Origin of the sequence: Blautia caccae (genome assembly GCF_040095955.1) — a bacterium.
In the GTDB taxonomy this organism is placed as follows: Bacteria; Bacillota; Clostridia; order Lachnospirales; family Lachnospiraceae; genus Blautia; species Blautia celeris.
The window spans coordinates 127,526-153,961 of record NZ_JBBMFP010000012.1 but is presented as its reverse complement, the minus strand read 5'-3'; the positions used below and the strand labels follow the sequence as shown (position 1 = coordinate 153,961).

Sequence of the window (26,436 nt, the reverse complement as noted above, 5' to 3'; positions counted from 1 at the left end):
CTATGGATAGATATTTGAAAGCGCCGCTTGACAGGGAAGAAGTGAAGACACTCCAGGCAGGCGATTATGTGTATATTACGGGAACTATTTATACAGCAAGGGATGCGGCCCATCTCCGCATGGATCAGACACTGGACAGAGGGGAAAAGCTTCCCATTGAGATGGAAGGCAATGTGATCTATTACATGGGTCCCACACCTGCCAGGGAGGGACGTCCCATCGGCTCCGCGGGACCGACCACGGCCAGCCGCATGGACAAATACGCGCCCAGGCTTCTCGACCTGGGCCTTACCGGAATGATCGGCAAGGGAAAGAGGAAAAAAGAGGTGACAGATGCCATTGTCAGAAACGGAGCTGTGTTCTTCGCAGCCGTGGGCGGGGCAGGAGCTCTGCTCTCCAAATGTATCAAGAAAGCAGAGGTCATCGCTTATGACGATCTGGGAACAGAGGCTATCCGCCGGCTTGAGGTGGAGAATTTCCCTGTGATCGTAGTCATTGATTCCCAGGGCAGGAATCTCTATGAGGAAGTAATGAAATAGTATAGGAACCGGTACAGCGGAAGGAAAATACACCTTCCGCTGTTTTTGTATATATCTCACAGTTACATGACAAAAATATACAAAAAAGAACAGAACGGGACAACGCTTCACCTTTACCTCTTCCTTTGTTATATGATATAATTACATAAAATGCAGGAAAAGTAAAAAGGATATAAAAGTGTAATGGAAGACTACAAACCTGGGGGGAATACGTTTATGCAGCGGAAAAAACTGGAGGGCCGGAAAAAGACGGCGGTTATGGCAGCCGTCTTTCTTGCGGTCAACATACTGGCAGTCTGTCTGATCGGCAGAGGGGAGATAAGAGCAATTGACGGAAATCTGGCAGAACATGCAGGTGACACGGGAACGGCTTTCCATGAGATCATGGAGAATTACAAGCACTCCTTCCGGCTGTTTGCAGAGATGATGACCCAGGAGATCGGAAACCATCCCGAGCCTGACTCCATCTGGGATTATTTAAAAAGCATGGATTCTAAAATGCTGGAGATTGAGGGAGACACTTTTGACGGGCTTTATATGTATTACAAAGGCCGCTATCTCTATAGCTGGGACACGCCATATTCCCAGTACGAGGAAACCGGGTATGTTGCAACTGAGCGTCCATGGTACAAAGCTGCTGTGGAGGGAAAAGGAGAGATTGTATTCACACCCCCTTATATGAGCTACGCAAACCATTACATTCTGACTACGATCTCACAGCTTCAGCCTGACGGGGAGACTGTCTTTGCCTATGATATCAAAATGGGGGATATCCAGAATCTGGTGTCAGGACTGGACCGCTATGAGAAGGAACAGGTAATGATATTCGACGGCAGCGGAACCGTTATAGGAAGCACGGAAGAAAAGTATCTGGGAGGCAGCCTGTACGCGTCTTTGGATGAAACAGCAGACAGTGTGGAGGCTGCCAAAAAAGAGATGGAGGATGCCGCATCCGGTGCCCCGGAGGAACTGGCAAAGGCCAAAGATAAGAAGGAAGCAGCAGAGGCATTCTATGCTTTCAGGCAGGATTTGGGGAACGGGATGGAGAAGCTTCTTGATAAAAAAGAAGAGACGGTCCGTCTGAACCTGAACGGCAGGTCACAGTTCGGATACCTGCACAGGGAGCAGGATTTTAACTTTCTTGTATTGGTGCCTGCCATGTCCATTGTGAAGGCCACCATGACGGTATGGCTGATTCCTCTGCTTCTGACGGAGCTTCTGCTCATCTACGTCATAGGACGTGTCAGCAAGGGAATAAAGAACCGGGAGCTGAGAGATGCCTATGTGGAGCTTGGACAGACACAGAGAAGACTTGAAATCGCCCTGAGCGCGGCCCAGAAGGCTGCGGCAGTGGATGACCTGACCGGAATGATGAATTTCAAGTCCTTCCGCAAGGAAATCACCTCAGCCCTGGATGATATGGAGGAAGAGGAGAGAGGTATTCTGGTCATGATAGACGGAGACCATTTTAAAAGCATCAATGATAACTACGGACACAGTGTGGGGGATGAGGTGATCAAACTGACCGCACAGATGATCATCGGACGAATCAGGACCGTGGATCTGGCTTCCCGTCTTCACGGCGATGAGTTCGCAATTTTTATTGCCAACACCTCCGATTATTCGGTTGCCAGACGGATCATGGAGGATATCAACAACACCATCGGCAAAGAGGCAAAACGCCGCAATATGCCGTCCATCACCCTGTCAGCAGGCGCTGTGATCGCCGGACACGGGGATACCTATCTTTCCCTGGCAAAGGCGGCAGATGAAGCGCTCTATGAAGCAAAGGTCACCCACAACGGCGGATTTGCTTATCAATAAAAGAATATCTGACTTGTGAAAAGAAAAGCACAAAGGCTGTAGGCTCCGGCAGAGAAGGAGTGGCAGCTTTTGTGTTTTTATTGTTTTATGGTTATATCTGTCATTGGAATAAACGGAAACTTAGGGTATAATATGGAATAGAAACAGGAAAGGAAAACGCCATGAAAAAAAAGACATTGATTATAATTGCAGTAACAGGTGTGCTGGCCGCTGCTGCGGCTGTTTCGGTTTTCTGGTTTGGAAAGGAAAAAAGGGACAGGGAGGCAGAAGCTGCGTCTTTGGAAGCCCTGTTTTTGCGGGACGGGACCGGTGAGACGGTGGGAAACTATCTGTTCGTAGATACCAGAAACGGAACCCCTTTTACAGGCCCTCTTCCAGAGGGTGCTGTTCTGGATGAACGGGGAGATGAGCTGGAATCGTGGGAGCTTGAAAACGGCGACGTGGTAAAAATCTACGGCAACGGCGCTATGACCATGTCCTATCCGGGTCAGTATCCGGGTATCACCAAAATCGTAAGGATGGAAAAAGAGAACCGGGAGCTGCTGGAACAATACGGTGAACTTCTGAAGCAGTTCAGTTTCCAGGAAGAAGCCTCCTCCCTGCCTTTTTTGAATCTGGAGTACAGCCAGCCTCAGGCAAATGTCACAGCAGCAGTAAACACTGTCGGCGGCTACCGCTGGGAATATGAAAATGAGGACGGTGAGACGGTCAGTGAAACCACAGACGCACCTTCCATTCTGCAGTGGAGCCAGTATGAGGAGATAAAGATACAGGAGCATACGGAAGTAAAACTTGTGTTTTCAAAAGAACCGGAAGAGATCACGGTGATCCGGTACGACTCTTCCATGCAGGGACAGGCAGGGGAGTCAGGGACAGAACCTGAGGGGGAATCCGTGGCGGTCTCTGCGGGGGAAGAGGGCAGTGTCCTGCAGGCAGAACCGGGATTTATCTACAGTGTAAAAGTGAAATGGGACAACGGGGAAGCGGAATACGGATTTCAGACCTTCCCCATGCCTTCCCTGCAGTAGAGGAGGCAGCAGATGAAGATAACGATATTGAATGAAAATACAGTTTACAGACAGGGGCTTTTTGCAGAACACGGGCTGTCTGTTCTGATCGAGGAGAATGACAGAAGGTTTCTGATGGATACAGGGCAGAGCGATGTGTTTTTAAAAAATGCGGAGACCCTGGGTGTGGACCTGACAAAACTGGACGGTATCATACTGAGCCACGGCCATTATGACCACTGCGGAGGCATGGAATATCTGGATGGCAGCGGCGGGATGCCTCCTGTGTACATACAAAAAAGCGCCTTTGAAAAGAAATACAGCGGTATGGAAGAAGACAAGCGCTTCATCGGCATTCCGGACAGCCACGCTGACTGGATGGCCCATGTCCGCTATACCAAAGACCTGGAAGAGATTGCCCCAGGCTTCTGGCTGATCGGGAAGATCCCGTACCGCACGGATTTTGAAAAGCGGCCTGCCGGCTTCTGGATCCGGGACAAAAAAGACGGAGGGCTTTGCTGGCGGGCAGATGAGATGGAAGATGAACAGATACTGGCCGTGAGCACAAAAAAAGGACTGTGCCTGTTCATGGGCTGCAGCCACAGAGGTGTGGTCAACTGCATTCTGCGGGCAGAGGAAGCCTTGCCGGATATACCTGTTTACAGTGTATTTGCAGGTATGCATCTTGGCAGGGCAGGGGAAAAACAGATCACAGGGACGATTGAGAGCCTGCAGAAGATGAACATCCCGGTGCTCATGCCGGTCCACTGTACGGGAAAAAGGGCAGCAGGCATGATGGCAGCGGCATTTGGAGATTCCTGTATCCTGCCGGAGACCGGACAGGTGCTGGAGTTTTGAGGTTACTGTTCACTGCGTGCCCAGCAACCCGCTTTGCGATGCACAGATATGGAGCATTCTGCTCCATATCGCGCTGGCTGTCTCGGGATTTTCATGCCTTCGGCCTGAAAACACCTCGCGGGACAGTGGCGTGTGAACAGTAATTTGTAAATTTCCTGCCATAACACAGAATGCAAATTTTTGAGGACAAGAACGGGATTTGGGTGTATACTAAAAGAAGAAAAAGCTGGCAGATTTCTGCCGTTAAAAAAATATACAACAGGAGAACATAGAACAATGGACAAAGTAAGAATGGAGACAATTAAGAAAATTCAGCAGATGGAAGCCTTTTACGTGCTTTTTTCCAGAGGAACCAACAATCCTTTTATCATCTGCGATCCGGAGACATATAATGATCAGGTGTGGGTCTTTGAGGACAGCAAGGATTTGGAGGAAAAGGCAAAACCGTATATGGAGCAGAAAAATCCTGTGGCCTCCATCAAGGTGGAAAACAAAAGTTTCCTGAATTTTTATTCCACACTTTTTACACTGGGTGTCAATGAGGTGGTTTTTGTGGAAAAGGATAAGACCACGGAATTTGACCTGGAGGAGATCGTGCGCAGACCGGATTTTTCCCAGCTCCCGGAGAACCAGAGACCGCTGTTTAATCCCCAGCTTCAGCTCACAGGCATTTATTTCATGCAGGAATTCAGAAGGGGCGTGGAAATGTCTGAGAAGGCGAACATCAATGAGCTGGAAGAAGAGATGGCAGCCAATCTGGTAAAGAGCAAATTTCTGGTGGCAGTGGAGAAGCAGGAGGAAGGCCAGGAAAATGTCCAGGTCCCCTATATCAAGAACAAGAACGGCGATGTATTCCAGCCTATTTTTACAGACCCGGGCGAATTCGCAAAGTTCAACAAAGATAAGAAGTTTAAGGCTGTCGTGGTAGAATTTAAAAATCTGGACAAAATATTAATTCCGCTGGCAAAAGGCGTTGTGGTCAATCCCCAGGGCTTTAATCTTATTGTCATGAGTGAACAGTTTGAAAATCTGCTGAAGCGTTTCGGAATCCAGAAAGAAAGCAAATAGGCGGGGCATCCAAAATGATCATAGATTTCCATACACATATATTCCCGGATAAAATAGCCGGGGCTACCATAGAAAAGCTTTCAAAAGCATCCGATTCTCCGGCATATACTGACGGAACCAAGGACGGACTTAAAAGATCCATGGAAGAGTCCGGGGTGGATATATCCGTAGTCCTGCCGGTGGTGACAAAGCCGCAGCAGTTTTCGTCCATTAACCGCTACGCAAGGGAGATCACTCCGGAAGAGTTCTGCGGCGGCGGTGAGTTTCTCTCCTTTGGCGGCATCCATCCGGACACGGAGAATTATAAGGCAGAGGTGGACCAGATCGCGGATATGGGCCTGAAGGGGATCAAGCTGCATCCGGACTATCAGAGAGTATTTATTGACGATATCAGGTACATGCGTATTATGGACCGGGCGGCAGAGCGGGGACTCATTGTCGTTGCCCATGCAGGGGTGGACGTGGGGCTTCCTGAAGTGGTACACTGTACACCAAAACGTGTGGAACATGTGCTTCGCCAGATAGACGGGGGAATCCTGGTAATGGCACACATGGGCGGCTGGAACTGCTGGGAGGATGTGGAGAAGTATCTGGCAGGCAGCAGGCTTTATTTTGATACCGCTTACAGCCTGGGACATATGGAGGATGAACAGTTCATACGTCTGTCCCAAAAACACGGCGTGGATAAAATTTTGTTTGCCACGGACAGTCCATGGGATGGTCAGAAGGAATTTTTATGCCGTTTACGGGAAATGAATATGAAAGAGGATGAAAAAGAAGCCATTTTGGGGGAGAATGCGAGACGAATTTTAAAGCTGTAGATTTGTTTTGAGATCTGCAGCCTGTTGGGAAGGAGATGTTTTGTCGTGAAAATTGACATGCACTGCCATACAAAAGAAGGATCTATAGACGGCAAAGTGAGCATCGAAGAATATATCCGTATGCTGAGAAACCAGGGATTCGGCGGAATGCTCGTGACGGATCATGATTCTTATGGGGGATTCCGCCATTGGAAAAAGAATATCAAGGGTCAGAAATACTCAGATTTTGTGGTGCTCAAAGGAATCGAGTATGACACGCTGGATGCAGGACATATTATTGTCATTATGCCGGAAAGCATCAAGCTTCGTCTGTTGGAGCTGCGGGGGATTCCCATTCAGATGCTGATTCCCATAGTACACAACTATGGCGGAATCCTGGGACCGGCTCATCCCTGCGGGGAAAAATATATGAGCTTTATGAATGCCAAGGCCTATAAGAGGAATCCTGATATTTTAAAAGAATTTGATTTTATTGAGACCTTTAATGCCTGTGAATCCTTAGAGGTCAATGAAAGGGCAGCCAGGCTGGCAGAGAAGTACAATCTGACAGGCACGGGCGGAAGTGACGCCCACAGGGCTGACTGCGTGGGAAAAGCATACACAGAGGTGCCGGACACCATTACCTGTGAATCGGATCTGATCACGGAGATCATCAAAGGCACCAAGTTTGAGTGCGGCGGCGAGATCTATAATAAGACCACCAAGGACAAAATAGGTAAGGCCAATGCGGTTCTGGTCCATTCCTTTTGGGTCTATAACAAGATTGGTGGATGGAGCAAGGCCTTTAAACGGAATAACAAGATGAAAAAAGGGTTTATCGAGAGGGTGGAGCAGGTTGTGAAACCCAAAAAGGAGGAGCCGGAGGACGGAGAAGAATAGTTATGAGTGAAAAAGTGATAAAAGCTGCCCTGCTGGGGCTTGGAACCGTTGGAAACGGTGTATATAAAGTTCTGAAAAACCAGAGAGAAGAGATGGAGAAAAAAATCGGAGCCGTGGTGCAGGTGGAGAAGATCCTGGTCCGCAATCTGAAGAAAGCGGCTGCCAAGGTGGAAGATCCTTCCATACTGACCAATGACTGGAAGGCCATTCTGGAGGATCCGTCCATTGAGATCGTGATCGAGGTCATGGGTGGATTTGAGCCTGCAAGGACTTATATTCTGGAAGCGCTGCGGGCAGGCAAGCATGTGGTGACGGCAAACAAGGATCTGGTGGCCTCCAATGGCGGGGAGCTGTTAGACTGCGCGGCTGAGCACCAGTGTGATTTCCTTTTTGAAGCAGCAGTGGCCGGGGGCATACCCATTATCCGGCCGCTGAAGCAGTGTCTGGCCGGCAATCATATTGAGGAAGTCATTGGCATTGTAAACGGCACTACCAACTTTATCCTGACCAAAATGACCCAGGAGGGGATGGAGTTCTCTGAGGCGCTGGCTCTGGCCACAGAGCTTGGCTATGCGGAGGCGGACCCGACTGCGGACATCAGGGGATATGACGCAGGGCGCAAGATGGCGATCATGGCATCTATTGCCTTTAACTCACGGGTGACTTTTGAGGATGTGACCACTGAGGGCATCACCCATATCACAGCAAAGGATATCCGCTATGCAAAAGAGCTGGGCTGTCTGATCAAGCTGCTGGGACTTGCAAGGAACACAGAGACGGGAATCGAAGTGCGGGTACAGCCCATGCTGATCTCCGAGAGCCATCCCCTGGCTTCTGTGAATGACTCCTTCAATGCGGTCTTCGTAAGAGGAGACGCTGTGGGAGATACCATGTTCTACGGCCGAGGTGCCGGCGAAATGCCCACAGCCAGTGCCATCGTTGGGGATATATTTGATATTGTAAGGAATATCCGGTTCGGCTGTACCGGAAGGATAAGCTGTACCTGTTACAAAGAGCTGCCTGTGAAGAAGGCAGATGACATGGACAGCCGCTTCTTCCTGCGCCTGCAGGTGGATGACAGACCTGGTGTGCTGGCCAGCATCGCCAGTGTGTTAGGCAATAACGACGTGAGTATTGCGCAGATGATACAGAAAAATAAAGACGGGGATCTGGCTGAGATCGTGGTCGTGACATCAAAAGTGCGGGAAGGCAATTTCAATGATGCCATGATGATAATCGAGGGCATGAGTGTGGTACATAAGGTTTCGGCCCTGATCCGCGTGTATGGAGACTGAACATGACTGAAAAATTATTTTACAGAGACAGCATGATAAAAGAATTTCAGGCGAAGGTGGTTTCCTGCAGCCCGCTGTCTGAGGAAGAATATACAAATAGAGGAATAAACTATGAGGTGGTTCTTGACAGAACCGCCTTTTTCCCGGTGGGGGGAGGCCAGTATGCGGATACCGGTGTTCTGCGCCTGGCGGATTCGCAGATCCGCGTTCTGGATGTGAGAGAGCAGGACGGCATTGTCCTTCATTGTACGGACATACCGGCAGAGCCCGGGACTGCTGTTACGGGGGTACTGGATTTTGAGGAGCGTTTTTCCAAAATGCAGCAGCATACGGGAGAGCACATTGTATCCGGGATCGTAAACCGGCATTTCGGTTACCGGAATGTGGGATTTCATCTGGGAGATGAAGCTGTGACCATGGATTATGACGGCCCTCTTTCCGGGGAAGAGCTGCGCAGGATCGAGTGGGAAGCCAATCAGGCAGTGGCAGAGGATATCCCCATAGAAGTCCTGTATCCCACTGAGGAGGAGCTGGATACCATGGTCTACCGCAGTAAGATCGAGATCGAGGGTCAGGTCCGCATTGTCCGTATTCCGGGATATGATACCTGTGCCTGCTGTGCGCCCCATGTAAAGACAACCGGAGCGGTGGGAATGATCAAGATCACCGGTGCTATCCATTATAAAGGCGGCATGCGGGTGAATATGCTCTGTGGTTTCCGGGCGCTTGAAGATTATAACAGAAAAGAGGAGAGCGTGGCAGCCATATCGGTCAGACTTTCAGCCAGACAGGAGGAGGTCGTGCAGGCAGTTTCCCGCCTGGAGGAAGAGATTGCCGGACAGAAAGAGAAGATCAAACGTCTGCAGGAACACTATCTGAAACGCCGTTTGTCAGAGGTCACACCTGATACACCGGCAGTGCTTCTGTTTGAGGAGGAGCTGGACCCGGCCGCTATGCGTCGTTTTGTCAATGATGCCATGGAGATCACTGAGGGTATCTGCGGAGTATTTGTAGGCAGTGACAAGGCGGGCTACCGCTATGTTCTGGGCAGTTCAGGAAGAGATATCACTGCTCTTGCAAAAGAGATGAATCAGGCCTGCAGCGGAAAAGGCGGCGGCAGACCACCCATGGTACAGGGGTCTTTGACAGGGAAACGGAAAGACGTAGAGAAGGTGCTTTGGGGCCGGAAAATCTCCCGCAAAGTGTGACGTACAGGCTGCTGAAAGCAATTTTCAGACACGCTCCGGCGTATATTTATGGATTGGAGGGTTTTACATTTATGAAACGAGTAACAACCGTGTGCGGGGATATTGCTCCGGAAGAATTGGGATTTACGGATATGCATGAACACATTATGTTCAACGGCGCAGATATGGGGGCAATCTGCAGACCGGCCATGCCCACGGACCTGCCGGTCAAATACGAGGATAAGGTCTCCCTGGAGAATATCGGATTTTTGAAGAGAAACTTTCCGCTGGTGCAGGATGCCATGGATCTGAACGACGAGGCCGCCATGACCCGGGAAGTGCAGGAATATAAAGATTCCGGCGGAGATTCCATGGTGGAGCTGAGTGTCCCCGGAATCCGTCTGGATGTGGAAGCAGTCAGACGGATCTCAGAGAAGACAGGCGTCCATGTCATTACCGCTGCCGGTTATTATGTGGAGACTTCCTGGAATGGAAAATATGACGGATGGAGTATCCGGCAGTTTTATGACCATCTGATGGATGAGATCGAAAACGGAATCGAGGATACGCAGATCCGGCCGGGCTGTGTAAAGATTGCACTAAACGATTTTACAGAGGCGGAGGAAAAAGCGCTGAGAGCCGGCGGCCAGGCGGCAAAAGACACGGGGATGTCCATTACCGTACATCCGGATTATGCCTTCGGCGGCACGCCGGGTGAAATCGTGGAGATCCTCATGGAAGAAGGCGTGAATCCGGAGAAGATTGTTATCGCCCACATGGAGACAACCGTGAAAAGACCCATGAAGGAAATGGTCCTCTATCCGGAAAAATGGGGACTGGATCTTGACGTGGCAAAACGTGTGCTGGATAAAGGTGCAAATTTTTCAGTGGAATTTTTATCAGGTGACATCGGCCTGGAGGCCCTCGGAACCGCGCCGATTCCGGACTGGATGAAAATGGCAGGCATTGTGCGCCTTATCCAGCAGGGATACAGCCGCCAGATCGTACTCGGCACAGACATGTGTGTAAAGACCATGTGCCGACAGTTTGGCGGAGAGGGATACTGCAGGCTGACAAAGTTCGGTGTGCCTGCCCTGAAGAAATACGGTGAGGTCTCTGACCTGGCTGTCCGCAATATGACTGTAAACAATCCGGCCAGGATTCTTGCATACTAAATCAGGGCACTGTATTTTTTTGTTAAGGGTATAAAGAAATTACATAATGCATAGGAAACAGGGGTATCGTTCCGTCTTTGGGAATCGGATACTCCTGTTTTTTTGCTTCAAAGTGTGCTGTTGTCTATAGGAGTACCGGTATATAGTTGTTCTTGAGCAATATTAAAAACAGATATTGCAATATAATAATATGCATTATATAATAGGAGTATAAGCAGAAGAAATAATGTTTATTTGTTCTTATTAAATTTTATAGAAAGTTCATTTGCTCTTTTTTTCTCCGCATGATATTCTGGAAACATCAAATCGCTGCATCCAGCAGCATATGTATCCATTCCGGCCGTTCGGCCAGACGATTTCCAGAAATTAAAAATGATATAAGGAGGAAAAATGGGAGTAAAAGATAATATCATTACGCCGTATTTTGAGGACTCTACTGTGTTCTGTGATTTTATAAACGGTGCTGTTTTTAAAGGAAAACAGGTATTGCGGCCGGAAAACATAGAACAGTTACCAAGAGAATTGATCATGCAGCTTCCCTGGGAAACGGATGACAGATCAAATCAAAAGACCTTGATAAGAGATACAGTGAAACAGGCATATTTTCATACAATGTACGTGATCTTTATTTGTGAAAATCAAAGTGAGGTGCATTATGGAATGCCGGTGCGTATGCTTCTATACGATTCTGTCCAATATGGGGAACAGATGAAAAAGAGGCAGAGAGAAAATAAGAAAACCGGAGACTTGAAAACATCAGCGGAGTTTCTGTCTGGTCTTCATAAAGGAGAGAAACTTATGCCGGTAGTAAGCGTTGTTTTTTATTATGGAGACAGTCCCTGGGACGGACCGCTCAGCATGGAGGAAATGATTCTGCTGCCGGATGATACGGCAGAATTAAAGGAGTATCTGCCGGGGTATAAAGTGCATTTGATCGATGCCAGGAACACAGACCCGGATAAATTTTCGGGTGATTGGAAAGTGATCCTGGAAACATTGAGATGCGGAAACTGTAAGGATGATCTGATAAGATATGTAGAAAGTCATGAAAAAGAACTGGAAGAATTATCGGCGAAAGCAAGCAGAGCTCTGCTTACCATGCTGGGCCGGGATATAAAAGCAGAAAAGGATAAGGAGGAATTTACTATGTGCAGAGCATTGGAAGAATTAAAAGAAGAAGCAAAAATGGAAGAAGAGATTCATGTGATCCGCAAATTGCTGAAAAATGAACTCACACCGGCAGCCATCAGTCATTGGCTTGATATGGACAAGGCATATATTGATAGGATTGTGGAACTGCAGAATCAATACCCTGACTACAGCAATGCACAAATCCTGGCTGAATATGAGGTATCAAATGCAAAATAATTTTACAAATGATGCAAAACCTTTCTATCCTGAACCCATATGAGGGCACAGCAGCCTGAAGTCTTCAACATCCTGACAGGAAATCCACCATGCATCCGGCGGACCTGGTGTATGCCATAGATAAGGGAAGGTTACTGTTCACGGCCAATGTCCCGGGAGGTGTTTTCCCCAAGGGGATGCTGCGCGATGCGAAGCAAAATCCCGAGTTAGCCAGCGCCAAAATGCAATTTATTGCATTTTGTGTGCATCGCGAAGCGTGTTACTGATCACAGAACTGTGCTTTTGCAGGGCCGTGAACAGTAACAAGGGAAGGCTGTCCGGATAGAAGTTGACGTTCTGTTAAAAATCATTTATGATGAATATGGTCAGAATGAGAATAAGAGGAGCGTCACAAATGAACATATTAAATATAGAACATATCAGTAAAATATACGGAGAAAAGACAATCTTCGAGGATGCATCTTTCGGCATCCACGAAGGTGATAAGATAGGCATCATCGGGATCAACGGCACAGGAAAGACCACACTTCTCAGAATGGTTGCGGGAATCGAGGAGCCGGATGCAGGACAGATTGTCAGACAGAACGGACTGCGCATTGCATATCTGCCTCAGAACCCGGAATTTCCTCAAGATGCAACGGTCTCTTCCTATGCCCTAGGAAAGTCGGCGGAGACAGACTGGAAGGTGCAGAGCAATCTGACGAAGCTTGGAATCGCGGAGTATGACACACCGCTTGCACAGTTGTCAGGAGGGCAGAGAAGGAAGGTGGCTATGGCTAAAGTGCTGGCCTCTGATTTTGACGTTCTGCTGCTTGATGAGCCTACCAATCATCTGGATGAGGAGATGATCGTCTGGCTGGAAGAGTACCTGCGGGAGTACAGGGGCGTGGTACTCATGGTGACCCATGACCGCTACTTCCTGGATAAGGTTTCCAACCGGATTTTAGAGATCAGCCGGGGAAATATGTACAGCTATGATGCCAATTATTCCAGATTCCTGGAGCTGAAGGCCGAGCGGGAGGAGATGGAACTGGCATCTGAGCGCAAACGGCAAAGTGTCCTTCGGATGGAGATGGAGTGGGCGAAGCGCGGCTGCAGAGCAAGGAGTACAAAGCAGAGGGCAAGGCTGGAACGTCTGGAAGCTTTGAAAAACGGTAAGGCTCCGGTACAGGACCAGGCGGTGGAGATGGATTCCGTGGAGACAAGGATGGGGAAAAAGACCATCGAACTGCACCATGTGAGCAAAAGCTATGGTGAAACCAAATTGGTGGATGATTTTGACTACATTGTGCTGAGAAACCAGAGACTGGGCATTATCGGTCCCAATGGCTGCGGAAAATCCACCCTGATCAGAATGATCGCAGGTCTGATACAGCCGGACGCGGGAGAGATTGAAATCGGGGAGACCATAAAGATCGGCTATCTGGCACAGGAAGAACCGGATCTGGATACGAACCAGCGGGTGATCGACTATATCAAGGATATTGCGGAGTATGTGCAGACAAGAGACGGAAAGATTAGTGCCTCCCAGCTCCTGGAACGCTTTTTATTTACACCGGATATGCAGTACACGCCTGTGTGTAAACTCTCCGGCGGAGAGAAGAGAAGACTGTACCTGCTCTCCGTGCTCATAAGCGGAGCCAATGTGTATATTCTGGATGAGCCATCCAACAATGTGGATATCCCTACGCTCACCATTCTGGAGGATTATCTGAATTCTTTTTCCGGGATCGTGATCACAGTGTCCCATGACAGGTATTTTCTGGACAATGTGGTGGACCGGATCTTTGAATTTGACGGCAATGGCCATCTGCAGCAGTATGAGGGCGGATACACGGATTATCTGGAAGCCAGGAAAAACAGGTCTGCAGGTACGGACAGCGGTGTTTCCCTGAAAAAGGAGATACCGGAGAAAAAAGAAGGGTCCAAAGAGTGGAAGCAGAGCCGTCCGGCCAAACTGAAATTTACGTTCAAGGAACAGAGAGAATATGATACCATCGACGATGACATTGCGGCTCTGGAGGAGAAGATAGAAAAACTGGACAGAGATATGATGGCAAATGCCACCAATTCATTAAAGCTGTCTGAGATTACTGCCGAGAAGGAAAAGGCGGAGGCAGAACTGGAAGAGAAGATGGAGCGCTGGGTCTATCTGAATGACCTGGCGGAAAAAATAGAAGAACAGAAAAACGCCTGAACAAACAGCGTATAGCGTTTAGAAATGCCGTACATCCTAACTATGTCAATAAAAAAGACGCAGTCATATGGGTACAGCCGGTAAAACACCGGTGCCCATGTGCAGATGAATTGAGACATAGAGGTGAAGAACATGAAAGAAACATGTATTCATAAGGGATGTGCGGCATTTTTGTTCCCTTATTTTGAAGGCTGGTATCTGAAACACCAGAACCGGGACGATACCATTGCATTTATTCCCGCAGTCCATGCGGATCAGAACGGACAGTGGACCGTATCCCTGCAGATCGTGACAGAGGAGGGTTCCTGGTATTTTACTTATCCCAAGGAGGCCTGCCGCATCAGCAGAAAGCCCTTTGGTGTAAGGGTGGGGAGAAATATTTTTACGGAAAAGGGGATAAAGCTGGATATAAAAAGCAGAGATTTGACAGTAAAGGGAAGTATTGCGTATGGGCCTTTTGACAGGCTGAAGTATGATATTATGGGATTCTTTAAATATATTCCTTTCCTGCAGTGCAGCCACGGTGTGCTGAGCATGCATCACAGTCTCAGAGGCGGACTGACGGTAAACGGCAGGAAAATCTCTATGACAGGCGGAAGAGGGTATATAGAGACAGACAAAGGCCGTTCCTTTCCGAAGTCCTATCTCTGGACGCAGTGCGGATTCGGGGAACGCAGCAGTGTTATGCTGTCTGCTGCGGATATTCCCTTTTTGGGTTTTCATTTTCAGGGGTGTATCTGTGTGGTACACTGCAGGGGCAGGGAATACAGAATGGCAACTTATCTGGGCGTCCGCATAGAGGAATACGGGGAGGGCAGAGTGACTGTCAGGCAGGGGAAGATGCGGCTCTGTGTACACAGGCTGGAGGAGGCATCCCATGACCTGAAAGCCCCCGTGCGCGGGGAGATGACCCGCACGATCCGGGAAAGCCCTTCCTGCCGCGTCAGATATGAATTCTGGCTGGGGGACGGGCTGGTATTTGATATTATTTCAGAACATGCATCCTTTGAGCAGGCAGATGAAAGTGAGGGCAGCACCTATTTTACCTCCCGGCATTCTCCGCAGTAGGGGGATTGTGTCCGGAGTTTATCCATATGGATTTTCCCCCATTCGGACAGGCTTTCAAGCGGCTCCAGAATGCTGCGCCCTTCTTTTGTGAGGGAATATTCCACCCGGGGCGGTATCTCATTATACTGTTCCCGGTGGACAATTCCGTTTTCTTCCAGTTCTTTTAGAGACTGGGAGAGCATCATATTGGTGATACCTACAAGCTTTCGTTTCAGGCTGTTGTACCGCACGGATTCTTCCCGTGCCAGGATACAGATAATGGGGAGCTTCCATTTTCCTCCCACCAGATTCAGGGCGTACTTCAGCGGACAGACCGTGTTGTTTTCCTCTTTTTCCATGGATGATGCGTACATAAATCCTTTCCTGCAGCCGTTCAGTCAGTTGAACAGCTGCCTTTTCCTTTCTATAGGATCTGAGTAGGTATGAAAAAACATACCTGGTATGAAAATACTGCGTACTTGTAAAATAATTATTGAATGGTAAAATTATATCACAATACTTGGCGGATTCCAACGGATTCGCTATATATTTTAACTTGATGCTAGCACTCGATTGGATTGAGTGCTGATAAAGTGAGGAGGATGTATATGATTACAATACCTATTTTTGATATGATGATACTGCCGGGCGTTACCTTTTTTTTCAAAAAAGATATTTTTACAGACCAGGAGATAACAGCAGAGCATGTGGGCGAGGATGTTCTGTTCCTGATGATGAAGCAGGATAAGAAACGGGAGGACATGACACCGGAGGATATCTGTCCCATAGGGGTTTCCGGTAAGATCGAAAGCATAGACGAGGAAGGAAATATTCGTGTCCGTACAAAGGAACGGGTCACAATCTCCGATGTGGAGGTGACCATGCAGTCCATATCCGCCTCAGCAGCCATCTGCGGTGAAGTGGAGGATATTTCCGATGAAGAGATGCAGAAGCGTTTTGAGACACTGAAAAGAGATTTACTGAGATTTGTGCAGATGTTTCAGTGGGGCGTGTGGGCAAGGAGCTTTATCCTGCACTGGAAAAATATGAATGAGATCCTCTGCGCCCTCTCCGGTTACCTGAATCTGTCCTGGCCGGAAAAATATGCTGTTTTGGAGGCGGATACCAGAGGACAGAGATGTGAACGGATCGAGAAGGCCATTTACGAGTTTATCGAGCTGTTCAAAGTCAGCGAGGAGGCCCAGAGTGCCCAGAAGGAGACGCATGAACAGGCGTACAGAGAGTCAGCCATTAAAAAACAGATTGATTTTCTGCAGAATCAGTTGGATGAGATGCATCCTGAAAACATTTCCGATGTGCGCAGATTTGAGAACAAACTAAAAGAGTCGGGTATGAACGAGGAGGCACGAAAAGAGGCTGAAAAGGTATTAAACCGTATGAAGCAGGAGGGCAAGGACAGTCACGAGTACGGTCTTCTCTACGATTATCTGGATTTTGTGACAAGCCTGTCCTGGAAAACGGGTGAAAACCCTGACATCGATCTGGGTGAAGCGGAAAAAATCCTGGATGAGGAACATTACGGACTGAAAAAAGTAAAGGACAGGATCATCCAGCAGATTGCTGTCATGGCATTGAATAAAAAACAGTCAGGCTCCATTCTTCTCTTTGTAGGCGCTCCCGGTACCGGAAAGACAAGTATCGGGCAGAGTATTGCAAAAGCCCTCCACAGGGAATATGTAAGGATCAGCCTTGGCGGTATCCGGGATGAGGCGGAGATAAGGGGCCACAGAAGGACGTATGTAGGCGCCATGCCCGGTCGGATCATGGAGGGCATGAAGCGAAGCGGAGCCATGAACCCGGTCATGGTATTGGATGAAGTGGATAAGCTGGCAAAGGATTACGGCGGTGATCCGGCAAGTGCACTTCTGGAGGTGCTGGACCCGGAACAGAACAACAGCTTTACAGACCACTATATGAATGTGCCCTATGACCTGTCAAACGTATTCTTCGTCTGCACGGCCAACAGCACAGACACCATACCGGAGCCGCTTTTAAACCGCATGGAAGTGATCCAGTTCCCGGGATATACACCCATTGAAAAGTCCCATATTGCAAGAAAGCATCTGCTTCCCAAGGCTATGAAGAGTATGGGCATCAAGGCCCAGAACCTGAAGGTGACGGATGAGGCCATTATGAAGATCATCAGCGGTTATACGGCAGAGGCCGGTGTCCGCGGTCTGAAAAAACAGATGGATATCCTGTGCCGCTTTGCTGCGGTGAAGCTGGTCAGGGGAGAACAGAAGAGCATCACAGTCAGTGAAAAACGTGTCCCTGAATTTTTAGGAAGGAACGCCATGCATCATGAGGGGATTCTTCAGGAAGCCGTACCCGGTGTGGTGACAGGTCTGGCCTGGACCCGGGCGGGAGGAGAAATTCTGTTCGTGGAGACAACGCTGACCAGGGGAAGCGGAAAGGTGAGGATCACCGGACAATTGGGAGATGTAATGAAAGAATCCGCTGAGATAGCCCTGACACTGGTAAAGGCCATGTACCCGGAGGAGACGAAGCAGCTTGACGAGAAGGACCTGCATATCCATGTCCCCTCAGGAGCGGTTCCAAAGGACGGCCCATCTGCGGGAATCACCCTGGTGACTGCCCTGTCCTCCCTTGTGACAGGAAATGCGGTCAGCCCGGAATATGCCATGACAGGTGAGGTTTCACTCCGCGGCGGCGTTATGCCTATCGGCGGCCTTCCCGAGAAACTGATGGCAGCCCAGAGAGCGGGTGTGAAGAAAGTATTTATCCCTTATGAAAATGTGGAAGACCTGGAGGAAGTGGCAGAGGAGGTGAAGGAAAAGCTGGAGATCATACCGGTGAAAAAAGCAGCGGAGGTCCTGAAACGCGTTTTTTCATAAAAATGTGCGGAAAAGGCAGCGTCAGCAGACGGGAAAGAAGGTAGATAAATGAAAGTTCTTTTGATCAACGGAAGTCCAAACGAACACGGCTGTACCTACACAGCCCTCTCAGAGACAGCGGAAACGCTGCAGAAACACGGGATTGATACAGAGATCCTGTATCTGGGCAAAAAGCCGGTGGCGGGCTGCATTGCCTGCGGCAAATGCAGAGAGACAGGAAAATGTGTCTTTGACGACAAGGTAAATGAGGTGATAGATAAACTGGACAGCATTGACGCTATTGTAGTCGGCTCTCCGGTCTACTATGCAGGCCCCAGCGGGCAGCTCACCGCATTTCTGGACCGTTTGTTCTACAGCGGCGGCGGCAGAATGGCCGGAAAGCTGGGAGCCAGCGTGGTATCCTGCAGAAGAGGCGGTGCCAGCGCGGCATTTGACCGGCTGAACAAATATTTCACCATCAGCAGCATGCCGGTTGTCTCATCCCAGTATTGGAATCAGGTACACGGATTTATGCCGGAAGATGTGAGAAAAGACGGGGAAGGACTGCAGACCATGCGTACTTTGGGAGAGAATATGGCATGGCTGCTGAAATGCATTGAGGCGGGCCGTGAAAAGGGTATTTCGCTACCGGAATATGAGGAGCGCATAGCAACACATTTCATTATGCAGAAATAAAAGAAACGAGTGCAGGATACCGGCGGTAAGCGGCGGCAGCCTGCATTCGTTTTATGATAATCCGTTTATCCCGTGCTCTTTTAGACGGAGATAAAGATTGCGGCATTTTTCGATTGCCATGGTGAGGTATCTGAGCACCGGTTCTGTGGCAATGGCAAATACCACGAAGAGCATAATACATTTGGTGGACATGCCGGTGAGGGCAAACAGGTTGTTTAAAAACAGACTGCAGAAGATAAGCCCGGCAATGGTTCCCAGCAAAATCCCCACACGGATCTTGTTCATGGGCGCGCTGATCTTGTAGAGGATCATAAATCCCACGATTGCCAGCAGCATGGTGGCCGCGGTTGAGATATCCGTGGAGTTTACTCCAAAGGTCCGCCCGAACACCACCAGCGCTCCTACTGCCAGAACGTCCGTCAGTGCCGCCGGCATGGCTTTCAGGCATACATTGGTGAGAAAATGCCCCTTGATGATATTTTTATTCGGCTCCAGCGCCAGGAAAAAGGCCGGGATGCCGATGGTGAACATGCTGATCAGGGATACCTGTGAGGGTTCCAGCGGATAGGTCAGCATAAATACAACTGAGAACAGGGAGAGCAGGAAGGAAAAAATATTCTTAACCAGGAACAAACTGGCGGAACGCTGGATATTATTTACCACCCGCCGTCCTTCCAGAACCACCTGCGGCATACAGGAAAAATCAGATTCCAGCAGTACAAGCTGGGAAGCCTGGGCTGCCGCGTCACTTCCTGAGGCCATGGCAATGCTGCAGTCCGCATCCTTCAGGGCCAGCACATCGTTGACACCGTCTCCTGTCATGGCAACTGTTTTGCCGGCTTCCTTTAAGATCTGTACAAACTGTCTCTTCTGGTTGGGAGTGACACGCCCGAAGACGGTGCTGTTCAGGACAGCCTCCCGCATTTCCGCGTCTGTCTCCAGTTCCGAGGCATCCACATAATTCTCAGCCCCGGCGATACCTGCCTGCTTTGCCACTTCAGATACCGTAGTGGGATTATCCCCGGAGATCACCTTCACCTCCACACCCTGCTCGGCAAAGTAGGTAAAAGTCTCCTTTGCCTGCCTGCGGATGGGATTTGCAAGGAGAATGTAACCTAAGGGGATGATGGGGCATTGGAGCGCTTTGCCGTCAATCTTTTCCTCATAAGTTCCGAATACCAGGACGCGGGAACCTTTGGAGGCGTATTCTAATATTTCATCTCTGTAATCCTCATAATCCTCTTTCAGCACAAACTCCGGGGCGCCCAATACACAGGTCACATCCTCAAAGGTCACACTGCTGTATTTGGTGGCAGAGGAGAAGCCTGTTTTGCTCACGGCCTTTTTGCCGGAGGTGGTTTTGAAATGTTTTTTGATGGCAGCCATGGTGATGTTGTCACTGCTCATGGCCGCTGCAAAATCCCCGATCATCACAGACAATGGTTCCATCTCTTCGGAATCGTAATCTTCCGTTGCAATGACCTCCTGGACTTCCATGGAGTTTTCCGTGATGGTTCCCGTCTTATCCACACAGAGCACGTTGACCCTTGCCAGCGTTTCAATGCATTTCATATCGTGCAGCAGGACTTTTTTCTGGGCCAGGCGGATGGAGCTTACGGCCAGAGCTACGCTTGCGAGAAGGTACAGCCCTTCGGGGATCATGCCGATGACAGCAGCCACCATGGAGGTGACGCTGGAACGAAACGCCTCATGCTGGAAGAAAAATGCCTGTATGAACAGCACAAGGCCGATGGGGATAATGGCGATGCCCACGAATTTTACCAGCTTATCCAGGGAGCGTATCATCTCTGACTGTTCCCCGCTTTGCATTTCCTTGGCCTCCAGAGTCAGGCGGGAGATGTAGGAATCCTTCCCCACTTTGTCAAGTCTTGCATGACACTGGCCGGATACGATGAAGCTGCCTGACATGAGCCGGTCGCCTTTTTTCTTGGTGATCTCATCCGATTCACCGGTGAGCAGGGATTCATTTACCTGCACTTCCCCGGCGCTGACCTCTGCGTCTGCGCAGACCTGGTTGCCGGCTTTGAAGATGACCATATCATCCAGCACCAGTTCCTCGGCATTAACCACTGAAGTTTTGCCGTTACGCACCACTGAGGCATTGGGGGCATTTAACATGGTCAGATTATCCAGGACCTGTTTGGCACGCACCTCCTGAATAATACCGATCAGAGTGTTGGCAATGATGACTGGGAGAAAGGTCAAATCCCGGAAAGATCCCACGATACAGAGCAGGACTGCCAGCACTACGAAGATTAAGTTAAAATATGTGAAGACATTGTCATGTATGATTTCCTTTGTGGTCTTGGACGGCGGGTCCACCGCTTTGTTGGTCCAGCCGTGAAGTCTGTGCTCCTGCACCTGCTGGCTGGTAAGCCCGGTTTTGTAATCCGGATGATACCGGGTGGTTGGAATCCTGCGGTCCTTTTTTTCCTCTTGACTGTCAGATAGCTGGGGTTTTGTTTGTTTTTTCAGTTTTATCTGTTTTTTCACGAGTATACTCTCATTCCTTCCTGACGAAGACATTTTGTCTTTCGTATTTTCTGTATCTGATGCATATATTCTAACACAGAAGAGAGAAAAATACCAATTTATACACACAATTTTTGGACCTTTCATCCATTTTTTATACAGGTGTGGCAAAGGGGATGGTCCGTGATCAGATGCCTTATGCAAGGATGTATCATCAGGTGGTTCATGTTGAGCTTGAAAAAATGGCTGAGTGGTATATTGCGGCGGAGCATGATTTTTCCGTTTCCACAGGGATGCCGGAGAAAAGGATTATGATGTTACATAAATAACGGTTGGACTGTGCGGGAATAAAAGGTATAATTACAATAGAAAACAAAAAAATTGTTTCATATTGTGTTTCTGGTTAATGTTTATGTATCTGTAAATGAGTGATACGGGGGGATTGGGTATGAAGAATTTTTTAAAAGGTGTTATGATATTGCTGTTTGTTTTACTTATCTTTTGGGCAGGATATACGGTAGGAACGAACCGTATGGATCAGGAGGATTTTGGTGATTCCGCTGTTTTTTATGCTGAGATACTGGAAATAGACGGCAGATCCATGCTGGTATCAGGGCTGAAGGAAAATGATGTGAATTACAGAGGCGAGTTTAGTTTTCAGGTTACCGCTGATACAAAGATAGAATGGCATCATACGGATATAGCCTTGACCGAACTGATGCCCGGACAGCATGTATCCATTACCTTTTCAGGAGGAGTTCAGGAAAGTTATCCTGCGCAGATACAGGATGTGAGCAGGATCATTCTGCTGGATGATGTAAATCCTTTGAGGGATAAGGCGGAGATCTCATCCGTAAAGAATTATTATATGAATGCAGAGGAGCTGGGAAAGACAGAGCAGAGTCTTCCCTGTCTGACACTTCTGGATAAGGATAATTTTGTCTTTTCGTATGATGTCCTCAGTTCCTATATTCCTATGGGAACGTATGAGATCACGGATGGGGAACTGATCGCGACGGATAAAGAAAAAGGGAGCCGGTATGTCTTTGAGGTAGTAGATGAAAATACATTGAAATTTATACAGGAGAAGTCCGCGGATGTATCTCTCACAGAGGAGAATGCAGGAGCCGTAATTACAGACGGGGCATTATTTGAACGGAAGCAAGTATGAGTATTTTCTCTGTTGGATGGCAGGCAATAGTTTAGAGAATCAGGAATTCAGGAGGGAATGAGGCATGAATACAAGAATATATGAATTTGAGGCGGTTATAAAAAAGGTGCCGGATATAGATGGCGCATATATTGAATTTCCTTTTGATGTACGGGAAGAGTTCGGAAAAGGAAGAGTGAAAGTCCATGCAACCTTTGATGGTGAGCCGTATGACGGAAGCCTGGTGCGGATGAAAACACCAGGCCATATTATAGGAGTAAGGAAAGATATCAGGCAGAAAACAGGGAAGCAGCCGGGGGACAGGATTAAGGTTACCATACAGGAGAGATAAATGGGGAAGAACCATATGATCAGCAGGCCCGGTGTTTGGAAAATAGGACTGAAATTCATAAGCGATATGCGATGAATTAATTTGCAAAAATAAAATAAATATGGAAATTTTAATTGTATTATGATATAATAAAAAAAGAATTCCTCTGCCTGCGCGGAGGTTGCTTATGAACCAAAACAGAAAACTGGCACAGCTGATGTTTAAAGATAATTTTATGTTCGGCGCGGTCATGGTAAATGAAGAAATCTGTCAGGATTTCCTTGAACTGGCAGTAGGCTTTCCAATTGAGAGAGTGGAGATCAGTAAAGAGAAAAGTATGATTTATCACCCGGAATACCATGGTATTCGGCTTGACATTATTGCCAGGGATGAAAAAAGGACCCATTACAATGTTGAAATGCAGGTGGCAAAAAGACCTCATCTGGGAAAAAGAGCCAGATATTATCACAGCCAGATGGATATGGAGCTGCTTCTTACAGGAGAAGATTACGCAGCACTTCCTGCATCTTATGTGATTTTTATCTGTGATTTCGACCCATTTAGCAGTAAAAAATACCGCTATACCTTTCAAAATATCTGCGCGGAAACAGGCAGGCCGATGAATGACGGGAGCACGGTTATTTTTTTGAGCACCTGTGGCGAAAATGAAGCAGAAGTACCTGAGGGACTTGTTCATTTCCTGAAATTTGTCAAAGCTGATTTAGCAGACAGTATCCAGGACTATCAGGATAGCTTTGTCAGAAAAATCCAGGAGTCCATGGCAAGAATAAAGAGCAGCCGGGAAATGGAGGAGAGGTTTATGTTGCTGGAAGAGTTATTGAGGGAGGAACGCGCTGAAGGAGAAGCAAAAGGACTGGTACGCGGCAAAGCTGAGGGTATCCTGCTTTTGCTGGAAGATTTGGGTTCTGTACCGGATGGACTTAGAGAAAAAATATTGGAAGAACAGGATATGGATATTCTCTCAAAATATTTAAAACTGGCGGCACATGCAGAGTCTGTACAGGAGTTTGCGGACAAGGCAAAGAATATAATAAATCGATAATCTAAAAGTGGATGCAGCAATCATCGAAATGCTGCATCCATGTCATACAAATCTATGTCGAATCAGGCATATAATAAATCCAACTATGAACATGATCAAAAATGACAGACAGAGGAATTCCGATATAATTATAGTAATCTTGAGCATTTGTTTATCTGCAGGAAACTTTTGCATATTTTAAGCGTTGCCTGCAATATACTAACAAGATATGCAAGTGTTTGGCAAAAGGTTCTCTTGCATGTCTGTTAAGGAGAGACATTTTATCCAAAAAACTCGAAAATATTCATGATTCATACAGAAATGTCTCCCATAAAAAGACAAATGTACACTCGCACATCATGCATATAAAAATCTATACAGAAAAATTTGCAGGAAAAACCAAGCCAACTTGCAAATGATGAATATAAATATACATTCATCCTGAATAAAATATCATTTCTATACTTATATACAAATCAAAGCCAGATAAAACCGGTCTGCATAACCATAACAGCCCAGACCGGTCTGCGTATTTACTGCGTTCACCGCACGAAAAGGCAGTGCCGGCAGGCATCCGGCCCACGTCAAAGTGACTGTAACGGTTACGCATAATCATACAATAAATGCAGGATAAGAAATTAAAACTTGTAATTTTTCTCTATCTATAGTAAAATGGTTAGCACAGAGTTCTTTGTGTTTACCACGTCAAAGTGATGTCAAAATGACAGGACACAGGGAGCGCTGCGTGAATCAAAGGAGGGATTTTCTATGAAGAGAAAAGTAATTGCGGCTTTGCTCTGCACATCTATGGCAATCACCCTGATGGCAGGATGCGGAAGCAACAAGAAGACTGGCGCAGACAATGCCAGTGACACAACAAAAACAGAAACTGCCGGTGATGAAGGAAATGCGGATGCGGATGCAGAGACGGAAACCGGAACAACCGAGAAAAAAGCAAGCGGCGAGATGCTGACAAAATTTGCTGATGTTCCGGAAGATGTGGACAAGGAGCAGACACTGAGATATGCGCAGGGCGCCGACCCACGTGGTCTTGACCCGGCTATGATCGATGACGGTGAGTCCTCCAAACCAATCTGCCAGATGTATGAAGGCCTTCTGAAATACGGCGACAGCGATACAGAGGTAGAACCCTGCCTGGCTGAGTCATGGGAGATCAGTGAGGACGGCCTTACCTATACCTTCAAGTTAAGAGAAGGCGTAAAATTCCACGACGGAACAGATTTCAACGCGGAAGCAGTAAAATATAATGTTGACAGACAGACAGTCAATAAAACAGAGGACATGCTCTACGCTGACTTCGTATACGGTGATGTTGCAGAGTGCAACGTAGTGGATGAATATACCGTAGAGTTCAAACTCACCAAAAAATCCACACCGTTCTTAAACAACCTGGCTATGTCTCTGGGTGCACCGATGGTTAGCCCAACCGCATGTGACGCGGCAGACGGAAACTTAAATGAAGCTCCGTGCGGAACAGGCCCTTACAAATTCGTAAGATGGGATAAGAACGAAGCAGTTGTTATGGAAAGAAACGAAGACTACTGGGGTGACAAGGGAGTTGCAAAAGAGATCATCTTCTCAACCATTCCCGATAACTCCGCACGTGTAGTTGCCCTGACAAACGGGGAAGTAGATATCATCGACGGTATCGACGCTACTGTAGTTGACCAGATCACATCTGCAGGCTGTCTGTTATACCAGGCAGAAGGTATGAATATCAACTATATGGCATATAACACACAGAAAGTGACAGACCCTGATGTGAGAAAAGCATTATCTGAGGCAGTAAATATTCCGGAACTGGTTGATAGCCTTTACAAGGGATACGCTTCCCAGGCTACCAGCATTCTTCCCACCTTTATGCCGGGCTACAGCGCAGATGTAAAACAGACAGCGTACAACCCGGATGACGCTAAGAAGATTCTGGAAGAAAAGGGCATCACGGAACTGAAGATGATGGCTTATACAAACCCGAGACCTTACAATACTGCAACAGGCCAGACATTGGCAGAGGCTCTGCAGGGATACTTTGACAAGGTAGGCGTAAAAGTTTCCATTGATTCCTATGACTGGACAACATACAAAGAGAAGCTGGGCGCAGGCGATTATGACATGTGCCTGTACGGCTGGATCGGTGACAATGGTGACCCGGATAACTTTATGTATCTGTTAGCTCATGAGGACCCGGAGATGAACGTTGCCCTGTACCGCAATGAGGAGTACAATACCATGCTTTCCGAAGCAGCCTCCATGGAAAACGGTGACGACAGAAATGCAGCATATGCCAAGATGGAACAGAAGATCGCAGACGAGAATATCTGGCTGCCGATTTCCCATCAGCAGAACCTGTCAGGCTATGTATCTAATGTACAGAACTTCATCGCACATCCGACAGGAAATGTTTTCTTGAGCAAGACATATAAGAACTAATCAGGTAAAACGGGATTGCATAAGGGCAGAGAAATCTGCCCTTATATGCGGTCTAAAAGCTTGTTTTACCGGGGAACAGTTCATCTCTGAAAGGGCTCTGCAGGATAAACCCCTTGAGAAATGAATTGTTCCGGAGGAATTCAGCAAAACAGC

22 protein-coding genes and 1 pseudogene are annotated in these 26,436 nt (G+C 48.0%); 21 read left to right on the top strand and 2 right to left on the bottom strand.

Going from position 1 to position 26,436, the window contains the following annotated elements:
- Positions 1 to 2: 2 nt before the first annotated feature.
- The 14 genes and pseudogenes from WMO65_RS14735 (at position 3) to WMO65_RS14675 (ending at position 15,286) form a co-directional block, all read left to right on the top strand.
- Entirely contained in the window at positions 3 to 539 is a 537-nt protein-coding gene (locus WMO65_RS14735) for a Fe-S-containing hydro-lyase (RefSeq protein WP_033142746.1), read from the top strand.
- A 216-nt stretch (positions 540 to 755) separates the two neighbouring features.
- Entirely contained in the window at positions 756 to 2,363 is a 1,608-nt protein-coding gene (locus WMO65_RS14730) for a sensor domain-containing diguanylate cyclase (RefSeq protein ID WP_225305344.1), read from the top strand.
- 161 nt (positions 2,364 to 2,524) lie between these two features.
- On the top strand, positions 2,525 to 3,391 hold the full coding sequence (locus WMO65_RS14725) for a hypothetical protein (RefSeq protein ID WP_148393485.1): 867 nt from the start codon (positions 2,525 to 2,527) through the stop codon (positions 3,389 to 3,391).
- 12 nt (positions 3,392 to 3,403) lie between these two features.
- Positions 3,404 to 4,228: an MBL fold metallo-hydrolase gene (locus tag WMO65_RS14720; RefSeq protein ID WP_033142747.1), complete on the top strand. Its 825-nt coding sequence runs from the start codon at positions 3,404 to 3,406 to the stop codon at positions 4,226 to 4,228.
- 276 nt (positions 4,229 to 4,504) lie between these two features.
- Positions 4,505 to 5,296: an SseB family protein gene (locus tag WMO65_RS14715; protein ID WP_033142748.1), complete on the top strand. Its 792-nt coding sequence runs from the start codon at positions 4,505 to 4,507 to the stop codon at positions 5,294 to 5,296.
- 14 nt (positions 5,297 to 5,310) lie between these two features.
- Entirely contained in the window at positions 5,311 to 6,117 is an 807-nt protein-coding gene (locus WMO65_RS14710) for an amidohydrolase family protein (RefSeq protein ID WP_148393484.1), read from the top strand.
- A 45-nt stretch (positions 6,118 to 6,162) separates the two neighbouring features.
- Positions 6,163 to 6,996 carry a PHP-associated domain-containing protein gene (locus tag WMO65_RS14705; protein ID WP_033142750.1) on the top strand — a complete coding sequence of 278 codons (834 nt, stop codon included), beginning with the start codon at positions 6,163 to 6,165 and terminating at the stop codon, positions 6,994 to 6,996.
- 2 nt (positions 6,997 to 6,998) lie between these two features.
- Positions 6,999 to 8,291: a homoserine dehydrogenase gene (locus WMO65_RS14700; protein ID WP_148393483.1), complete on the top strand. Its 1,293-nt coding sequence runs from the start codon at positions 6,999 to 7,001 to the stop codon at positions 8,289 to 8,291.
- Positions 8,292 to 8,293: 2 nt separating this feature from the next.
- Positions 8,294 to 9,499, top strand: coding sequence for an alanyl-tRNA editing protein (locus WMO65_RS14695; RefSeq protein ID WP_148393482.1), 1,206 nt, complete (start codon positions 8,294 to 8,296; stop codon positions 9,497 to 9,499).
- 7 nt (positions 9,500 to 9,506) lie between these two features.
- Positions 9,507 to 9,638, top strand: a pseudogene (locus WMO65_RS26565) (hypothetical protein); the annotation flags it as partial.
- Positions 9,589 to 10,653 carry a phosphotriesterase family protein gene (locus WMO65_RS14690; RefSeq protein ID WP_353964000.1) on the top strand — a complete coding sequence of 355 codons (1,065 nt, stop codon included), beginning with the start codon at positions 9,589 to 9,591 and terminating at the stop codon, positions 10,651 to 10,653. The pseudogene WMO65_RS26565 and the gene WMO65_RS14690, both read left to right, overlap by 50 nt.
- Positions 10,654 to 11,043: 390 nt before the next feature.
- Positions 11,044 to 12,021 carry an Rpn family recombination-promoting nuclease/putative transposase gene (locus WMO65_RS14685; protein ID WP_148393481.1) on the top strand — a complete coding sequence of 326 codons (978 nt, stop codon included), beginning with the start codon at positions 11,044 to 11,046 and terminating at the stop codon, positions 12,019 to 12,021.
- Between the two features lie 394 nt (positions 12,022 to 12,415).
- Positions 12,416 to 14,218: an ABC-F family ATP-binding cassette domain-containing protein gene (locus WMO65_RS14680; protein ID WP_148393480.1), complete on the top strand. Its 1,803-nt coding sequence runs from the start codon at positions 12,416 to 12,418 to the stop codon at positions 14,216 to 14,218.
- Between the two features lie 132 nt (positions 14,219 to 14,350).
- A complete protein-coding gene (locus WMO65_RS14675; RefSeq protein WP_148393479.1) occupies positions 14,351 to 15,286 on the top strand; it encodes a tocopherol cyclase family protein in 936 nt (311 codons plus the stop codon).
- Here WMO65_RS14675 and WMO65_RS14670 read toward each other — a convergent pair.
- Positions 15,256 to 15,639, bottom strand: a complete 384-nt coding sequence (locus WMO65_RS14670; protein WP_227210010.1) for a winged helix-turn-helix transcriptional regulator — start codon at positions 15,637 to 15,639, stop codon at positions 15,256 to 15,258. The two genes, WMO65_RS14675 and WMO65_RS14670, sit on opposite strands and share 31 nt — an antisense overlap.
- A 234-nt stretch (positions 15,640 to 15,873) precedes the next feature.
- On the opposite strand from WMO65_RS14670, the gene lon reads away from it, so the two are divergent.
- Positions 15,874 to 18,141, top strand: a complete 2,268-nt coding sequence (lon, locus tag WMO65_RS14665) for an endopeptidase La (protein ID WP_148393478.1) — start codon at positions 15,874 to 15,876, stop codon at positions 18,139 to 18,141.
- A gap of 48 nt (positions 18,142 to 18,189) precedes the next feature.
- Positions 18,190 to 18,816: a flavodoxin family protein gene (locus tag WMO65_RS14660; protein ID WP_148393477.1), complete on the top strand. Its 627-nt coding sequence runs from the start codon at positions 18,190 to 18,192 to the stop codon at positions 18,814 to 18,816.
- A 51-nt stretch (positions 18,817 to 18,867) separates the two neighbouring features.
- On the opposite strand, the gene WMO65_RS14655 is transcribed toward WMO65_RS14660, so the two are convergent.
- The gene (locus WMO65_RS14655) at positions 18,868 to 21,330 is read right to left on the bottom strand and encodes a cation-translocating P-type ATPase (protein ID WP_118594059.1); all 2,463 of its coding nucleotides are present in this window, start codon (positions 21,328 to 21,330) and stop codon (positions 18,868 to 18,870) included.
- 143 nt (positions 21,331 to 21,473) lie between these two features.
- Here WMO65_RS14655 and WMO65_RS26560 point away from each other — a divergent pair, with 143 nt between their 5' ends.
- The 5 genes from WMO65_RS26560 (at position 21,474) to WMO65_RS14635 (ending at position 26,283) form a co-directional block, all read left to right on the top strand.
- Positions 21,474 to 21,638 carry an aminoglycoside 6-adenylyltransferase gene (locus WMO65_RS26560; protein WP_353963999.1) on the top strand — a complete coding sequence of 55 codons (165 nt, stop codon included), beginning with the start codon at positions 21,474 to 21,476 and terminating at the stop codon, positions 21,636 to 21,638.
- 119 nt (positions 21,639 to 21,757) lie between these two features.
- Positions 21,758 to 22,480 (top strand): hypothetical protein, encoded by a 723-nt coding sequence (locus WMO65_RS14650; protein WP_187370673.1) that lies wholly within the window; start codon positions 21,758 to 21,760, stop codon positions 22,478 to 22,480.
- Between the two features lie 64 nt (positions 22,481 to 22,544).
- Positions 22,545 to 22,811, top strand: a complete 267-nt coding sequence (locus WMO65_RS14645; protein WP_033142759.1) for a DUF1905 domain-containing protein — start codon at positions 22,545 to 22,547, stop codon at positions 22,809 to 22,811.
- A 166-nt stretch (positions 22,812 to 22,977) separates the two neighbouring features.
- Positions 22,978 to 23,853 (top strand): Rpn family recombination-promoting nuclease/putative transposase, encoded by an 876-nt coding sequence (locus tag WMO65_RS14640; protein ID WP_033142760.1) that lies wholly within the window; start codon positions 22,978 to 22,980, stop codon positions 23,851 to 23,853.
- Between the two features lie 747 nt (positions 23,854 to 24,600).
- Positions 24,601 to 26,283, top strand: a complete 1,683-nt coding sequence (locus WMO65_RS14635; RefSeq protein ID WP_148393475.1) for an ABC transporter substrate-binding protein — start codon at positions 24,601 to 24,603, stop codon at positions 26,281 to 26,283.
- Positions 26,284 to 26,436: the final 153 nt, after the last annotated feature.

What these genes read in the sequence shown, in the direction of transcription:
- WMO65_RS14735 (WP_033142746.1), top strand. Translation starts at nt 3, where the DNA reads ATGGATAGATATTTGAAAGCGCCGCTTGACAGGGAAGAAGTGAAGACA.
- WMO65_RS14730 (WP_225305344.1), top strand. Translation starts at nt 756, where the DNA reads ATGCAGCGGAAAAAACTGGAGGGCCGGAAAAAGACGGCGGTTATGGCA.
- WMO65_RS14725 (WP_148393485.1), top strand. Translation starts at nt 2,525, where the DNA reads ATGAAAAAAAAGACATTGATTATAATTGCAGTAACAGGTGTGCTGGCC.
- WMO65_RS14720 (WP_033142747.1), top strand. Translation starts at nt 3,404, where the DNA reads ATGAAGATAACGATATTGAATGAAAATACAGTTTACAGACAGGGGCTT.
- WMO65_RS14715 (WP_033142748.1), top strand. Translation starts at nt 4,505, where the DNA reads ATGGACAAAGTAAGAATGGAGACAATTAAGAAAATTCAGCAGATGGAA.
- WMO65_RS14710 (WP_148393484.1), top strand. Translation starts at nt 5,311, where the DNA reads ATGATCATAGATTTCCATACACATATATTCCCGGATAAAATAGCCGGG.
- WMO65_RS14700 (WP_148393483.1), top strand. Translation starts at nt 6,999, where the DNA reads ATGAGTGAAAAAGTGATAAAAGCTGCCCTGCTGGGGCTTGGAACCGTT.
- WMO65_RS14695 (WP_148393482.1), top strand. Translation starts at nt 8,294, where the DNA reads ATGACTGAAAAATTATTTTACAGAGACAGCATGATAAAAGAATTTCAG.
- WMO65_RS14685 (WP_148393481.1), top strand. Translation starts at nt 11,044, where the DNA reads ATGGGAGTAAAAGATAATATCATTACGCCGTATTTTGAGGACTCTACT.
- WMO65_RS14680 (WP_148393480.1), top strand. Translation starts at nt 12,416, where the DNA reads ATGAACATATTAAATATAGAACATATCAGTAAAATATACGGAGAAAAG.
- WMO65_RS14675 (WP_148393479.1), top strand. Translation starts at nt 14,351, where the DNA reads ATGAAAGAAACATGTATTCATAAGGGATGTGCGGCATTTTTGTTCCCT.
- WMO65_RS14670 (WP_227210010.1), bottom strand. Translation starts at nt 15,639, where the DNA reads ATGTACGCATCATCCATGGAAAAAGAGGAAAACAACACGGTCTGTCCG.
- lon (WP_148393478.1), top strand. Translation starts at nt 15,874, where the DNA reads ATGATTACAATACCTATTTTTGATATGATGATACTGCCGGGCGTTACC.
- WMO65_RS14660 (WP_148393477.1), top strand. Translation starts at nt 18,190, where the DNA reads ATGAAAGTTCTTTTGATCAACGGAAGTCCAAACGAACACGGCTGTACC.
- WMO65_RS14650 (WP_187370673.1), top strand. Translation starts at nt 21,758, where the DNA reads ATGAAGAATTTTTTAAAAGGTGTTATGATATTGCTGTTTGTTTTACTT.
- WMO65_RS14645 (WP_033142759.1), top strand. Translation starts at nt 22,545, where the DNA reads ATGAATACAAGAATATATGAATTTGAGGCGGTTATAAAAAAGGTGCCG.
- WMO65_RS14640 (WP_033142760.1), top strand. Translation starts at nt 22,978, where the DNA reads ATGAACCAAAACAGAAAACTGGCACAGCTGATGTTTAAAGATAATTTT.
- WMO65_RS14635 (WP_148393475.1), top strand. Translation starts at nt 24,601, where the DNA reads ATGAAGAGAAAAGTAATTGCGGCTTTGCTCTGCACATCTATGGCAATC.